The sequence below is a fragment of the Cupriavidus gilardii genome (assembly GCF_013347325.1).
In the GTDB taxonomy this organism is placed as follows: domain Bacteria; phylum Pseudomonadota; class Gammaproteobacteria; order Burkholderiales; family Burkholderiaceae; genus Cupriavidus; species Cupriavidus gilardii.
In genome coordinates this window covers 1,640,235-1,654,913 of record NZ_CP054626.1, presented here as the reverse complement: position 1 = coordinate 1,654,913, position 14,679 = coordinate 1,640,235, and the positions used below count along the sequence as shown (strand labels likewise).

Below are 14,679 nucleotides of genomic sequence, written 5' to 3'. Positions count from 1 at the left end.
CGCCAGGGGCAAGCCGCCTTACTGGATCTTGGCCTTGTCCCGCAGCGACTTCATCATCGACTGGAACTGCTCGCGCTGCCAGTTCTGGTCGCTCATCAGCATCTGCTGCAGCTGGGGCTTGGCTTCCTCGAAGGTCGGGATCTTGGTCTCGCGCTCGTCCTCGAGCAGGATCACGTGCCAGCCGAACTGGGTCTTGACCGGGGTCTCGGTCATCTGGCCCTTCTTCAGCCCGGCCATCGCGGCCGAGAACTCCGGCACATAGCTGTTGCTGCTGGCCCAGTCGAGATCGCCACCGTTGGCGGCCGAGCCCGGATCCTTCGACGAGGCCTTGGCCACGTCGGCGAACTTGGCGCCGCCCTTGATCTTGGCGATGATCGCGACCGCTTCCGATTCCTTCTCGACCAGGATATGGCGGGCGCGGTATTCCTTGCCGTTGCCGAACTGGGCCTTGATCTTGTCGTATTGCTTGCGCAGTTCGGCATCGCTGGTGCCGTGGGTGCGCACATAGTCTTCGAATACAGCGCCGGCCAGCACGTTCAGTCGCGCCTGTTCCAGCTGCTCCTGCACGTCCGGGTTCTGCGTGACGCCGCGCTTGGTGGCTTCCTGCACCAGCAGTTCGCGGTCGATCAGCATGTTGCGCGCGCGATCCCGCAGCTCCGGGGAATCCGGCTGGCCGGTGCCGGCGATCAGCTTGTCGAGCTTGGCCGACGGAATGCCCTTGCCATTGACGACGGCGGCATTCTGGGCGAGTGCGGGCAAGCTGCCAGCGGCAAGCACAGCCGCCAGGCTGAACGAGAGGACAGTGGTCTTCATGGAATCAGTGTTGGGAAGTCTGGGGAAGGCTGGACGATTATGCAGATACTTGCGCAGAGGCTTGTGCAGACACCGCGCGGATGATGGTCACTGCGCGGAATACTCTTGCTCGGTGAATGCGGACACTGCCAGGGCATGGATCCGCATGGGGAAGAGACTGCGCAGCGCATCATACACCATGCGATGCCGGGCAACCCGGCTCGCGCCGGCGAAGCGTTCGCTGACGATGGTGACATGATAGTGCCCGCCGCCCGAGGCCGCGCCCGGATGGCCCGCATGCAGCGCACTGTCGTCGCGCACGGTCAATTGGGACGGGGCCAGTTCGGCGCGCAGCAGGGCGTCGATCTGCGCGGCGGTGTCGCCGGCGGGACTGTTGGCGGCGCTGTCGGGACGCAACGAAGAAGAGACGTCGTTCATGGTGCGATGCCCGCGCTCAATCGCGGGCGCTTTCCTGCGCTTTTTCCGGCGCGTTTTCGTTCATATGGCGCGACAGCCAGAGGCTTTGCGCGACGATGAAGACCAGCATCAGGCCCATGCTGCCGAACAGCTTGAAATTGACCCAGATGTCGGTCGAGAACTGGTAGGCGACCCACAGGTTCAGCACGCCCATCGCGGCGAAGAAGCCGGCCCAGGCGGTATTGAGGCGGCCCCAGACCGGGTCGGGCAGCTTGACGGACTTTTCCATCATGGCGCGGATCAGGTTCTTGCGCCAGATCGCGGCGGAGGCCAGCAGCGCGACCGCGAACAGCCAGTACAGCACGGTCGGCTTCCACTTGATGAAGGTCTCGTTGTGCAGCAGCAGTGTGGCGCCGCCGAACACGACGATGATCAGCAGGCTGATCCATTGCATCGGTTCGACCTTGCGGTGGCGCAGCCAGACCCAGCCGATCTGCACGATGGTGGCCGCGATGGCGACCGCCGTGGCGGCAAAGATGCCCGCCAGCTTGAAGGTGACGAAAAACAGGATGACCGGGAACAGGTCGAACAGAAATTTCATGCGGGTCCGTCGGGGAAGGCGATGCCGGCGCGCGGCATCGCGGAATCGTTATCGTGGGGTCTGGCCGCGGCGGGTCAGCGTGCGTTGGTCAGCGTGCGTTGGTCAGCGCTGCGGCTCAGCCAGGCGTGCCGGACTTGCCGGCGTGGCCTGCATCCTCGCCGGAGCCCGGTTCGGGCTCGCGGTCGTCGAATTTTAGCGCAGCCGAATTGATGCAATAGCGCAGGCCGGTCGGCGCGGGGCCATCCTCGAACACGTGACCCAGATGGCTGCCGCATTCCTTGCAGCGCACCTCGATGCGGACCATGCCGTGGCTGCGGTCGACGTGTTCGTCGATCACCTCACCGTTGATGGGCCGGAAATAGCTGGGCCAGCCACAACCGGCGTCGAACTTGGTAGTGGACTCGAACAGCGGCGTGCCGCAGCCCACACAGCGGTAGATGCCGGGCTCCCAGTGGTCCCAGTAGCGGCCGGTGAAGGCGCGTTCGGTGGCGGCCTCGCGCGTGACCCGGTATTCGATGTCGGACAGTTGCGCGCGCCATTCGGCTTCGGTCTTGTTGACGGGCATGATGCGGATCCTTGTGGGGGCGATCGGTGTTGGGTTCGATAGATCGGTTCGAGATCGGGACCGATATCAGGACGAACAGCTTACCTCGATACCGGACGCCCAGTCGGGCGGCAGCGCGGCATACGACTCGGCCTCGGGCTGCTCGTCGAATGGCCGCGACAGCACCGCCAGCAGCCGCTGCACCTCGCTGAAGTCCTTCTCCTTGGCACGCTGGATCGCCACTTCGGCCAGATGGTTGCGCAGCACGTACTTCGGATTGACCGCCAGCATCGACACCGCGCGGGCCGCGTCGTCCGAGCTCTCGGCGCGCAGGCGGGCGCGGTAGCGCTCGGCCCACGCATCCCAGCCGGCCCGGTCCATGAACAGGTCGCGCACCGGCGCGTCGCGGCTGCCGTCCGCCGACGAGATGCGGGCGAGGTTGCGCCAGAACAAGGTGTAGTCGACCCGCTGCGAATGCAGCAGGCGGAAGAGGTCGGTCAGCAGCGCCTCGTCGGCCGCGTGGTCGATATCGGCGCTCGCCAGGCCCAGCTTGGCGCGGTACAGCTGGAAGAAGCGCTGCGCATAGCGGTCACGGAAGGGATCGAGGCCGGCGTGCGCGGCCTCGATCGCGGCCTCCTTGGCCGCTTCGGTCGGCGCCTGGCCGTCCTCCCGCTCGATCCACAGCGGCAGCAGCGCCTGCGCCAGGCAATGCAGGTTCCAGAAGCCGACCTGCGGCTGCTGGCTGTAGGCGTAGCGGCCCTGGGTGTCCGAGTGGTTGCAGATATGGTTGGCGTCGAAGGCGTCGAGAAAGCCGAACGGACCGTAGTCGATGGTCAGGCCGAGGATCGACATGTTGTCGGTGTTCATCACGCCGTGGCAGAAGCCCACGGCCTGCCACTGCGCCATCAGGTCGGCGGTGCGCAGCGATACCTCGCGCAGCAGCGCCTGGTAGGGGCTGATGATGTCGCCGCCGGCGCTATCGCGGCATTCAGGCATGAAGCGGTCGATGACGAAGTCGGCCAGCTGGCGCAGCGCGGCCACGTCGTCGTGCGCGGCGAAATGCTCGAAATGGCCGAAGCGGATGAAGGTGGGCGCCAGGCGCGTGACCACCGCGGCGGTCTCGATGGTCTCGCGGCGTACCGGCGCGTCGGAGCCGACGATGCACAGCGCGCGCGTGGTCGGAATGCCCAGTGCGGCCATGGCCTCGGAGCACAGGTATTCGCGGATCGACGAGCGCAGCACCGCGCGGCCGTCGCCCATGCGCGAATACGGCGTCTTGCCGGAGCCCTTGAGCTGGATTTCCCACGGACCGTTGGCGGTCTGCGCCTCGGCGAGCCGGATCGCGCGCCCGTCGCCGAGCTGGCCGGCCCAGACGCCGAACTGGTGGCCCGAGTAGACGGTGGCCAGCGGATCGGCCCAGTCCGGCACGCGGTTGCCGATGAAGATTTCGGCGAAGTCCCGCAGCGGGGGCGCCTTGTCGGGGCTGGCTGGCTCGCCCGAATGACCCGCCTGCCAGCCGAGCAGTTCCGCCGCGGCCGGGGCGACGGCAACCAGATAGGGCGCCGGCAATGGCGTAGGCTGCAGGCGGGTGAAGAAGCGCTCGCCGAGCGCGGCAAAACCGGGCGCCACGGAAAAGGGCGGTTCTGCGGCGATGGCGGACGACGACGGAGCCGAGGGAGCCGGTGCGGGGGAGACAGCTGAGGTCGGATCAGAGGACATGAGGTCGGGGCCTTGGCTTCACGCGCCGGGCGCGAATGGTCGCGGAGGGGGGCTGGGGACCGGCGCGGTGCAACAGCCTGCAATCGGTGGCCTGCCTGGAAGTGCGCTTGCAGGCTAGGGAAAACGACATGTTGAGGTGCAACATGGCTGGCAGTATTGTACTTGCACGCCGCATTTTCCCTGGTCTGACCGCGGCGCCGCGGCCGGTGTTCCCGCTTGTTTCCGCTTGTTCCCATCGCGGCGCGGCCATCACCGGCAGTCTTCCCGTCATGCCGCCCGTTTGCGCCTCTGCTGTGCACCGGCGCAGTGCACGTGGGCAGTGCAGGACGGGCAGAGTGAGCGTGTCTGCTGACGCCTTCCGCTGGAAGGTTTTTGTCGGCCTAAAAAAAGAACGATTGTTCGCTTCTCGGCGTTGCCGGGGCGAATATCGCAACCGATACAGGAGACCATTCCCATGGCATTGATGGGACAAATGATGGGCGCGCCGCTGCTCATTTCCTCCATCATCACCCACGCCGCCCGCCATTACGGCAGCACCGAAATCGTTTCGCGGCGCACCGAAGGGGATCTCCACCGCTATACCTACCGCGATTGCGAACTGCGCGCCCGCAAGCTGGCGCAGGCGCTGGGCAAGCTGGGCGTGCAGCCCGGCGAGCGGGTCGGCACGCTGGCGTGGAACGGCTACCGCCACCTCGAGATCTACTACGCGGTATCGGGCATGGGTTCGGTCTGCCACACGATCAACCCGCGGCTGTTCCCCGAGCAGCTGGCCTATATCGTCAATCACGCCGAAGACCGCTATGTGTTCTTCGACCTGACCTTCCTGCCGCTGGTCGAGGGCCTGGCGCCGCATTGCCCGCAGGTCAAGGGCTGGGTGCTGATGAGCGACCGCGCGCACCTGCCGGCCGAATCGAAGCTGCCGCTGCTGTGCTACGAGGATCTGATCGAGGGCCAGGACGGCAACTACCAGTGGCCGAGCTTCGACGAGAACACCGCGTCGAGCCTGTGCTACACCTCCGGCACCACCGGCAATCCGAAGGGCGCGCTCTATTCGCATCGCTCGACGGTGCTGCATTCGTATGCGTCCGCCTTGCCCGACGCGCTGGGCTGCTCGGCCAAGGACGTGATCCTGCCGGTCGTGCCGATGTTCCACGTCAATGCCTGGGGCCTGCCGTACTCGGTGCCGCTGGTCGGCGCCAAGCTGGTGTTCCCGGGCGCGAAGCTCGACGGCGCCTCGCTGTACGAGCTGTTCGAGCAGGAGCAGGTCACCTTTTCGGCGGGCGTGCCGACGGTCTGGCTCGGCCTGCTGCAGCATGTGCAGGCCAACCAGCTGCGCTTCTCCAGCTTCAAGCGCACGGTGATCGGCGGCTCGGCCGCGCCGCCGGCGATGATCAAGGCGCTGAACGCGCTCGATGTCGAGGTGATCCATGCCTGGGGCATGACCGAGATGTCGCCGCTGGGCACCACCTGCAAGCTGCTGAACAAGCATCTGTCGCTGCCGCCCGAGCAGCAGCAGGCGATTCTGGAGAAGCAGGGCCGGGTCATCTACGGCGTCGACATGAAGATCGTCGACGGCGAAGGGCGCGAGCTGCCGTGGGACGGCAAGGCCTTCGGCGACCTGATGGTGCGCGGCCCCTGGATCATCGACCGCTATTACCGCAGCGACAGCTCGCCGCTGGTCGACGGCTGGTTTCCGACCGGCGATGTGGCGACGATCGATGCCGACGGCTATATGCAGATCACCGACCGCAGCAAGGACGTGATCAAGTCCGGCGGCGAATGGATTTCGTCGATCGACGTCGAGAACGTCGCCGCGGCGCATCCGGCGGTGCATATGGCCGCCTGCATCTCGGTGCACCATCCCAAGTGGGACGAGCGGCCGTTGCTGGTGGTGATGAAGAAGCCTGGCTCCGAGCTGACCCGCGAAGAGCTGCTGAGCTTCTTCGAGGGCAAGGTCGCCAAATGGTGGATCCCCGACGATGTCGCCTTTGTCGACGAGATCCCGCTGACGGCCACCGGCAAGATGCAGAAGCTGAAGCTGCGCGAGCAGTTCAAGGACTATCGGCTGCCGACGGCCTGAACGGGGCCGCCGCAGGGCACGTGCAGCAGCCGGGGCGTCTTCGATGGCGCCGCCGTAGAAGCAAACGGGCCATCGGGCAAGCCGCGAGACAGCATAAAAGCGGCAGCCCCGAGCGCCCGCTCATCACGATAGCCAACGAGAGAAAGAGAGAAGGAGACAAACCATGATCAGATTGCGTCCGCTCGTCGCCGGCGTGGCATTGATGGCTGCGCTCGGTTCGGGAGCCGCCGCGGCCGATACGGTGAAGATCGCGTTCATCGATCCGCTGTCGGGCCTGATGGCGCCGGTCGGCCAGAACCAGCTCAAGAGTTGGCAGTACGTCGCCGAGCTGGCCAATCAGAAGAACTGGGCCGGCGGGCACAAGTTCGAGGTCGTGGGATTCGACAACAAGCTGTCGCCGCAGGAAAGCCTGACGATCCTGAAGCAGGCCGTCGACCAGGGCATCCGCTACGTCGTGCAGGGCAACGGCTCGTCGGTCGGCCTGGCGCTGCAGGATGCGGTGGCCAAGCACAACGAGCGCAACCCCGGCAAGGAGATCATCTATCTGAACTATGCCGCGGTCGATCCGGACATGACCAACTCGAAATGCAACTACTGGCATTTCCGTCTGGACGCCAACTCCGACATGAAGATGGAGGCGCTGACCACTTATCTGGCGCAGGACCAGAACGTCAAGAAGGTCTATCTGATCAACCAGAACTACTCGTTCGGCCACCAGGTCGCGCGCGCCGCCAAGGAATACCTGAAGCGCAAACGCCCGGACATCCAGGTCGTCGGCGAGGACCTGCACCCGCTGGCGCAGGTCAAGGACTTCTCGCCCTACGTAGCCAAGATCAAGGCGGCCGGGGCCGATACCGTGATCACCGGCAACTGGGGCAGCGACCTCGCGCTGCTGATCAAGGCGGCCAAGGACGCCGGGCTGACCGCCAATTTCTATACCTATTACGCGGCCACCACCGGGGTGCCGACCGCGATGGGCGCGGCCGGAGCCGAGCGCGTGCGCTATGTCGGCTACTACAACCCGAACAACAAGGGCTTCCGCGGCTCGGAAGTGATCGAGGGCTACGAGAAGAAGTACAACGACGACTTCTACGTGATGGCCTCGTATACCGGCATCGCGATGCTCAGCCAGGCCTTCAAGAACGCCAAGTCGACCGATCCGGTCAAGGTGGCCAAGGCGCTCGAGGGCATGAAGGTCGAGAGCATGAACGGCACCGTCGAGATGCGCGCGACCGACCACCAGGCCCAGCAGCCGCTGACCATCGCCACCTGGACCAAGGTCGACGGCAAGGAAGTCAAGTACGACCAGGAAAACACCGGCTACGGCTGGAAGACCAACGCGGTGCTGGACGCGCATGTCGCCGCCCAACCCACCTCCTGCCAGATGAAGCGTCCAGGCTGATCCCGGACGCGCCACACGCGGCGCGCCCGCGCGGCCTCTGACCGCCAGCGCCGGTGGTATGCTGCCGGCCCCTGGGGGCGCAGACACGGCCGCCGCGCCCGCCCTCGCTTCGCCTTCGCCGGCCGGCGGCACTTGCCGCCGGCCCGGCGCCAGATGGAAGGACTGGCTGTGGAATTCTTCATCATCTCGCTGTTGAACGGCATCAGCTATGGGCTGCTGCTGTTCATGCTGTCGTCGGGCCTGACGCTGATCTTCAGCATGATGGGCGTGCTGAACTTCGCGCATGCGAGCTTCTACATGCTCGGCGCCTATTTCGCGTATTCGATCTCGACCAAGATCGGCTTCTGGCCGGCGCTGATCGCCGCGCCGCTGCTGGTGGCGTTCGCCGGTGCGCTGGTCGAGCGCTTCGGCCTGCGAGCCGTGCACAAGTACGGCCACGTCGCCGAGCTGCTGTTCACCTTCGGCCTGGCCTACCTGATCGAGGAGGGCGTCAAGCTGGTCTGGGGTCTGGCGGCGGTGCCGTACCGGATTCCGGCCGAGCTCGACGGGCCGCTGTTTACCGTGTTCACCTCGGCCTTCCCCAAGTACCGCGCCTTCATGATGCTGGTGTCGCTGGCGATGCTGGTGGCGATCTACCTGGTGCTGACGCGCACCCGCATCGGGCTGGTGATTCAGGCCGCGCTGACGCATCCGGAGATGGTCGAGGCCCTGGGCCACAACGTGCCGCGCGTCTTCATGCTGGTGTTCGGCGGCGGTGCCGCGCTGGCGGGCCTGGCCGGCGTGATCGGCGGCAATGCCTTCGTCACCGAGCCGTCGATGGCCGCCGCGGTCGGCTCGATCGTGTTCGTGGTGGCGGTGGTCGGCGGCATGGGCTCGCTGGTCGGGGCGTTCATCGCGTCGATCCTGATCGGGCTGCTGCAGACCTTCGCGGTCACCATCGACGCGTCGCTGGCCGGCATGTTCAATTCGCTGGGGCTGAACGTGACCAGCGAAACGCCGTTCTATTCGCTGTGGCGGCTGACGGTGGCGCAGGTCGCCCCGGTGCTGCCGTATCTGCTGCTGGTCGTGATGCTGATCTTCCGCCCGCGCGGCCTGATGGGAACCCGGGAGAGCTGAAGCGATGGAATCGACGATGCAACGCACGCAAGACACCGCGCTGAACGGCCGCACGATGCGCTACCGGCCGCTGAACCTGGGCCGCTGGGTGCTGTGGGGCACCACGGCGCTGCTGATGCTGGTGCTGCCGCTGATCTTCACCGGCGGGTTTGCGATCACGCTGATGTCGCAGATGGGCATCATGATCGTGTTCGCGCTATCCTACAACATGCTGCTCGGCCAGACCGGCATGCTGTCGTTCGGCCACGCGGTCTACTCGGGCCTGGGCGCCTTCATCGCGGTCCATGTGCTGAACATGGCCGGCGCTGGCACCGTGTGGATGCCGGTGTCGCTGCTGCCGCTGGTCGGGGGACTCGCCGGTGCCTTCTTCGGCGTCATCTTCGGCTACGTGACGACCAAGAAGTCCGGCACCACCTTCGCGATGATCACGCTGGGGATCGGCGAAATGGTGTTTGCCAGCTCGCTGATGTTCCCGGAATTCTTCGGCGGCGAGGGCGGCATCTCGACCAACCGCGTGGTCGGCGAGCCGTTCCTGGGCATCACCTTCGGGCCGGGCCGGCAGGTCTACTACCTGATCGCGATCTGGTGCCTGCTGTCGATGGCGGCGATGTATGCGTGGACGCAGACGCCGCTCGGCCGCATCGCCAACGCGGTGCGGGACAACCCCGAGCGGGCCGAGTTCATCGGTTACAACACGCAGCGTGTGCGCTATCTGGTGCTGATCCTGTCGGCGTTCTTCGCCGGCATCTCGGGCGCGCTGGCGGCGATCAACTTCGAGATCGTGTCGGCGGAGAACGTCAGCGCGGTGCGCTCGGGCGGCGTGCTGCTGGCTGCCTTCATCGGCGGCGCCGGCTTCTTCTTCGGGCCGATCGTCGGCGCCGTGGTGTTCGTGCTGTTCGCGGTCGCGCTGTCGGACCTGACCAAGGCCTGGCTGCTGTACCTGGGCCTGTTCTTCGTGCTGATGGTGATGTTCGTGCCGGGCGGGCTGGCCAGCCTGCTGATGATGCAGCTGCCGCTGGTAGCGCGCGGCAAGTTCCGTCAGATGCTGCCGTCCTACGGGCTGTGCGCGCTGGCCGGGGTGGTGCTGCTGGCGGCGATCATCCTGACGGTCGAGCTGGTCTACAAGGTGCAGGTCGACAGCGCCAACGGCACCGCGATGACGCTGTTCGGCATCGCGTTCGATGCCGGCACGCTGGCGCCGTGGGGCGTGGCGGCGGCGCTGTGGCTGGTGGGACTGGCTGCATGGCGCTTCACGGTGGGGCACGCGCGGCTGCGGTGGGACAAGGTGCAGGCGGAAATCGCGGGAGGAGCGGCATGAGGCGGGATACCACGGCGGCGCTGGAGCTGACCGATGTGCGCAAGCGCTTCGGCCAGACCGAGATCATCCGCGGCGTGACGCTGAACATTGCGCGCGGCGAGCGCCATGCGCTGATCGGCCCCAACGGCGCGGGCAAGTCGACCACCTTCAACCTGATCTCCGGCCGGTTCGCGCCGACCTGGGGATCGGTGCGGCTCAATGGCGAGGAGATCGGCGGGCTGCAGCCGTTCGTGATCAATCGCAAGGGGCTGTCGCGCAGCTTCCAGATCACCAATATCTTCCATCGGCTGACGGTGTTCGAGAACTTGCGCTGCGCGGTGCTGTGGGCGCTCGGCTACAAGTATTCGTTCTGGCACCGGCTGTCCGAATTGCGCGACGCGCGCGAACGGGCCGAGGAAGTGCTGGAGCTGATCGGCCTGCAGCACCGGCGCCATACGCAGTCGGGCCTGCTGACCTACGCCGAGCAGCGCGCGCTGGAGATCGGCATCACGATCGCCGGCGGCGCCGACGTGATCCTGCTGGACGAGCCGACCGCGGGCATGAGCCGCTCGGAATCCGACCATGCGGTCGAGCTGATCCGCAAGGTCACCGTGGGCAAGACGCTGGTGATGGTCGAGCACGACATGAGCGTGGTGTTCGGGCTGGCCGACCGCATCTCGGTGCTGGTCTACGGCGAGGTGATCGCGACCGGCACGCCCGAGGCCATCCGCAACGATCGCCGCGTCAAGGAAGCCTATCTGGGCACGACGCTCGACGAGGGCGAGGGCGCGGTGAGCGCAAGCGAGGGGGCGCACTGATGGGCAAGCGCATGCTGGAGGTGCAGGGGCTGCACGCCTACTACGGCAAGAGCCATATCCTGCATGGCGTCGATCTGCATATCGACGAGGGCGAGATCGTCGCGCTGCTGGGGCGCAACGGCGTGGGGCGCTCGACCATGGCGAAGGCGATCCTCGGCATGGTCAAGGCCGAGGGCTCGGTACGCTTTCGCGGCGACGAGATCCTGGGGCGGCGCACCTTCGAGATCGCGCACCTCGGCGTCGGCTACGTGCCCGAGAATCGCGACATCTTTCCGACGCTGACGGTCCGCCAGAACCTGCTGCTTGGCGAGAAGCCGAATCCGCGCCAGAGCCGGCCGCGCTGGAGCACCGACGACATGTTCGCGCTGTTTCCGCGCCTGAAGGAGCGCGAGAACACGCCGGCCGGCGTGCTGTCCGGCGGCGAGCAGCAGATGCTGACGCTGTGCCGCACGCTGATGGGCGACCCCGACCTGGTGCTGATCGACGAGCCGACCGAGGGGCTCGCGCCGATGATCGTCGCCCAGGTTGCCGACTACCTGAAGGTGCTGAAGGAGCGCGGCGTGTCGGTGCTGCTGATCGAGCAGAAGCTGGCGATCGCGCTGGACATCTCGCAGCGCGTCTACGTGATGGGCCACGGGCACATCGTCTTCGAAGGCACGCCGGCCGAGCTGAAGGCCAATGCGCAGGTGCGCAAGGAGTGGTTGGAGGTTTGAGGGCCGGAACAGGCTGTTGAAGAGGCCGCTGAAGAGACTGCCAAAGAGGCTGTTAGGCAGGGTATTATCGACCGCTTCCGTTTCGACCATGCATGCCATGAAGGCGTGCCATGCAGCCCCCGCATGGCACGCTTTTTTTGTGCCTGCGGCGGCGAATTTCTCCTCCAAAATAGAAATTGAACGACCGTTCTATTTTGTGTATGCTTGTTTCGCTCGCCTCCCCGGACGGCCGGCTCGCGCCTACTATTCCCAGGGCGCACCGCGATACCGATGGCGCAGCCGAAGCAAAAACAATATTCGAGAATTCGAATCCCGAGACAACCAAGACACCAAAGGAACCAGCATGACAGCGCAGTATCAGGTTCAGGACGGCATCGCCGTCATCACGCTCGACAATCCCCCTGTCAACGGCCTGGGTCACAGCACCCGGCTTGGCATCGTCGAAGGCATGACCCGTGCGCTGGACGATGCCGCGGTCAAGGCGGTCGTCATCACCGGCGCCGGCAAGGCGTTCTCGGGCGGCGCCGATATCCGCGAGTTCAATACGCCGAAGGCGACGCAGGAGCCGACGCTGCATTCGGTGATCAAGGTGATCGAGAATTCGACCAAGCCGGTCGTCGCCGCGGTCCATTCGGTGGCGATGGGCGGGGGCCTGGAACTGGCGCTGGGTTGCAACTACCGCGTCGCTTCGAAGGGCGCGCAGATCGCGCTGCCCGAAGTCAAGCTGGGCATCCTGCCGGGCGCCGGCGGCACGCAGCGCCTGCCGCGCGTGATCGGCCTGGAGGCCGCGCTGAACATGATCGTCACCGGCAATCCGGTGCCGTCGGAGAAGTTTGCCGGCACCAAGCTGTTCGACGAAATCGTCGACGGCGACGTGCTGCCCGCTGCGATCGCCTTCGCCCGCAATGTCGGCGCAGCGTCGGGCCCGCACCCGAAGGTGCGCGACCTGAAGGTGCGCCATGAAAACGCCGAGGGCTTCCTCGCCTTCGCGAAGAACACCGTCGCCGCCGTGGCGAAGAACTTCCCCGCGCCGGGCAAGTGCGTCGAGGCGGTCGCCGCTTCGCTCAAGCCCTTCGACGAGGGCCTGCGCCTGGAGCGCGAAGGCTTCATGTTCCTGGTCAATACGCCGGAATCGCGCGCGCTGCGCCATGCCTTCTTCGGCGAGCGCGCCGCCAGCAAGATCCCCGACGTGCCGTCGGACACGCCGACCCGCAAGATCGAGAAGGTTGCCGTGATCGGCGCCGGCACCATGGGCGGCGGCATCTCGATGAACTTCCTGAACGCGGGCATCCCCGTCACCGTTCTGGAGACCAAGCAGGAAGCGCTGGACCGCGGCGTGGCCACGATCCGCCGCAACTACGAGAACAGCGCCAAGAAGGGCAAGCTGACGCAGGAGAAGGTCGAGCAGCGCATGGGCCTGCTGTCGACCACGCTGTCCTATGACGACATCAAGGACGCCGACCTGATCATCGAGGCGGTGTTCGAGGAAATGGGCGTCAAGGAAACCGTGTTCAAGAAGCTGGACGAGGTTGCCAAGCCCGGCGCGATCCTGGCCTCGAACACCTCGACGCTCGACGTCAACAAGATCGCCTCGTTCACCAGGCGTCCGCAGGACGTGGTCGGCATGCACTTCTTCAGCCCGGCCAACGTGATGAAGCTGCTGGAAGTGGTGCGCGGCGACAAGACCGGCAAGGACGTGCTGGCCACGGTCATGCAGGTCGCCAAGAAGATCAAGAAGACCGCGGTGGTGTCGGGCGTCTGCGACGGCTTCATCGGCAACCGGATGATCGAGCAGTACAGCCGCCAGGCCGGCTATCTGCTGGACGAGGGCGCGCTGCCCGAGCAGGTCGACAAGGCCATCGAGAAGTTCGGCTTCGCGATGGGCCCGTTCCGCATGGGCGACCTGGCCGGCAACGACATCGGCTGGGCGATCCGCAAGCGCCGCGCGGTCGAGAAGCCGGACATCCAGTATTCGAAGACCGCCGATCTGCTGTGCGAGATGGGACGCTTCGGCCAGAAGACCGGCGCGGGCTGGTACGACTACAAGCCGGGCGACCGCAAGCCGTATCCGAACCAGCAGGTCAACGAGATGATCGTCCAGCATTCCAAGGATCTGGGCATCACGCGCCGCAAGATCTCGGACGAGGAGATCGTCGAGCGTCTGGTATACGCGCTGGTCAATGAGGGCGCGAAGATTCTCGAGGAAGGCATTGCCTCGAAGGCCTCGGACATCGACATGGTGTACCTGACCGGCTACGGCTTCCCGCTGCATCGCGGCGGCCCGATGCTGTATGCGGACCAGGTCGGCCTGTACAACGTGCTGCTGTCGATGCAGCGCTATGCCAAGGGCTACCACGGCGAAGCGTGGGAGCCGGCGCCGCTGCTCAAGAAGCTGGCGGCCGAGGGCAAGGGCTTCAACGGCTGAGCGGCGAACGGCACGACACCGACGCAATGGACGCGACCATGCAACGACGCTTCGGCAACAGCGATTGCCTGCTGGTGATCGATGTGCAGAACGACTTCATGCCCGGCGGCGCGCTCGCCGTGCCTGACGGCGACCAGGTCGTGCCGGTGATCAACCGGCTGGCCGAGGCGTTCACGCATGTGGTGCTGACGCAGGACTGGCACCCGGCCGACCACGTGTCGTTCGCGGTCAACCATGCCGGCGCGGCGCCGTTCCAGACCACCACGCTGCCGTATGGCGAGCAGGTGCTCTGGCCCGCGCACTGCGTGCAAGGGCAACCGGGGGCCGAGCTGCATCCGCAACTGGCGGTGCCGCACGCGCGGCTGGTGATCCGCAAGGGCCATCAGCGCGAGGTCGACAGCTATTCCGCCTTTGTCGAGGCGGATCGCACAACCCCGACCGGGCTGGCCGGCTATCTGCGCGAGCATGGCGTGCGCCGCGTGATTTGCGTCGGCCTGGCGACCGACTACTGCGTGGCCTGGAGCGCGCTGGACGCGCGCGCGGCGGGCTTCGATGCGGTGGTGGTCGGGGACGCCTGCCGCGCGATCGACCTGAACGGATCGCTGGACGCCGCCTGGGCGAGCCTCGCCGAGGCGGGCGTCGGCAGGGTGCGTGCCGCCGAGCTGCTGAGCTGAGATGGCCCGTGCGACAGCGCATGGGCACCGAGACATCGAGACATCGATACACCAGACACCGAGAATACTGAGGAGCAACAA

General features: G+C 66.1%; 13 protein-coding genes. 8 read left to right on the top strand and 5 right to left on the bottom strand.

Going from position 1 to position 14,679, the window contains the following annotated elements; translation table 11 throughout:
- Positions 1 to 18: 18 nt before the first annotated feature.
- From FOB47_RS17825 to FOB47_RS17805, 5 genes are all read right to left on the bottom strand, one after another.
- Complete coding sequence (locus tag FOB47_RS17825; RefSeq protein WP_053821898.1) at positions 19 to 813, bottom strand: peptidylprolyl isomerase; 795 nt, start codon at positions 811 to 813, stop codon at positions 19 to 21.
- An 87-nt stretch (positions 814 to 900) separates the two neighbouring features.
- Positions 901 to 1,230: a BolA family protein gene (locus FOB47_RS17820; protein ID WP_244959460.1), complete on the bottom strand. Its 330-nt coding sequence runs from the start codon at positions 1,228 to 1,230 to the stop codon at positions 901 to 903.
- Positions 1,231 to 1,246: 16 nt separating this feature from the next.
- A complete protein-coding gene (locus FOB47_RS17815; protein ID WP_053821896.1) occupies positions 1,247 to 1,810 on the bottom strand; it encodes a septation protein A in 564 nt (187 codons plus the stop codon).
- A 115-nt stretch (positions 1,811 to 1,925) separates the two neighbouring features.
- Entirely contained in the window at positions 1,926 to 2,375 is a 450-nt protein-coding gene (msrB, locus tag FOB47_RS17810) for a peptide-methionine (R)-S-oxide reductase MsrB (RefSeq protein ID WP_053821895.1), read from the bottom strand.
- Positions 2,376 to 2,441: 66 nt separating this feature from the next.
- Positions 2,442 to 4,073 (bottom strand): protein adenylyltransferase SelO, encoded by a 1,632-nt coding sequence (locus FOB47_RS17805; protein ID WP_174781725.1) that lies wholly within the window; start codon positions 4,071 to 4,073, stop codon positions 2,442 to 2,444.
- 454 nt (positions 4,074 to 4,527) lie between these two features.
- Here FOB47_RS17805 and FOB47_RS17800 point away from each other — a divergent pair, with 454 nt between their 5' ends.
- The 8 genes from FOB47_RS17800 (at position 4,528) to pncA (ending at position 14,598) form a co-directional block, all read left to right on the top strand.
- Positions 4,528 to 6,153, top strand: a complete 1,626-nt coding sequence (locus tag FOB47_RS17800; protein ID WP_174781724.1) for a 3-(methylthio)propionyl-CoA ligase — start codon at positions 4,528 to 4,530, stop codon at positions 6,151 to 6,153.
- Between the two features lie 163 nt (positions 6,154 to 6,316).
- Positions 6,317 to 7,555: a branched-chain amino acid ABC transporter substrate-binding protein gene (locus tag FOB47_RS17795; RefSeq protein WP_006576140.1), complete on the top strand. Its 1,239-nt coding sequence runs from the start codon at positions 6,317 to 6,319 to the stop codon at positions 7,553 to 7,555.
- A gap of 168 nt (positions 7,556 to 7,723) precedes the next feature.
- Positions 7,724 to 8,671 (top strand): branched-chain amino acid ABC transporter permease, encoded by a 948-nt coding sequence (locus FOB47_RS17790; RefSeq protein WP_151022477.1) that lies wholly within the window; start codon positions 7,724 to 7,726, stop codon positions 8,669 to 8,671.
- Positions 8,672 to 8,675: 4 nt separating this feature from the next.
- The gene (locus FOB47_RS17785; RefSeq protein ID WP_174781723.1) at positions 8,676 to 9,989 is read left to right on the top strand and encodes a branched-chain amino acid ABC transporter permease; all 1,314 of its coding nucleotides are present in this window, start codon (positions 8,676 to 8,678) and stop codon (positions 9,987 to 9,989) included.
- Positions 9,986 to 10,786, top strand: coding sequence for an ABC transporter ATP-binding protein (locus FOB47_RS17780; RefSeq protein WP_174781722.1), 801 nt, complete (start codon positions 9,986 to 9,988; stop codon positions 10,784 to 10,786). The genes FOB47_RS17785 and FOB47_RS17780 overlap by 4 nt, the downstream gene beginning before the upstream one ends.
- The gene (locus FOB47_RS17775; RefSeq protein ID WP_053821890.1) at positions 10,786 to 11,499 is read left to right on the top strand and encodes an ABC transporter ATP-binding protein; all 714 of its coding nucleotides are present in this window, start codon (positions 10,786 to 10,788) and stop codon (positions 11,497 to 11,499) included. The genes FOB47_RS17780 and FOB47_RS17775 overlap by 1 nt, the downstream gene beginning before the upstream one ends.
- A 343-nt stretch (positions 11,500 to 11,842) precedes the next feature.
- The gene (locus tag FOB47_RS17770; RefSeq protein ID WP_174781721.1) at positions 11,843 to 13,924 is read left to right on the top strand and encodes a 3-hydroxyacyl-CoA dehydrogenase NAD-binding domain-containing protein; all 2,082 of its coding nucleotides are present in this window, start codon (positions 11,843 to 11,845) and stop codon (positions 13,922 to 13,924) included.
- A 38-nt stretch (positions 13,925 to 13,962) separates the two neighbouring features.
- Entirely contained in the window at positions 13,963 to 14,598 is a 636-nt protein-coding gene (gene pncA / locus FOB47_RS17765) for a bifunctional nicotinamidase/pyrazinamidase (protein ID WP_174781720.1), read from the top strand.
- Positions 14,599 to 14,679 lie beyond the last annotated feature (81 nt).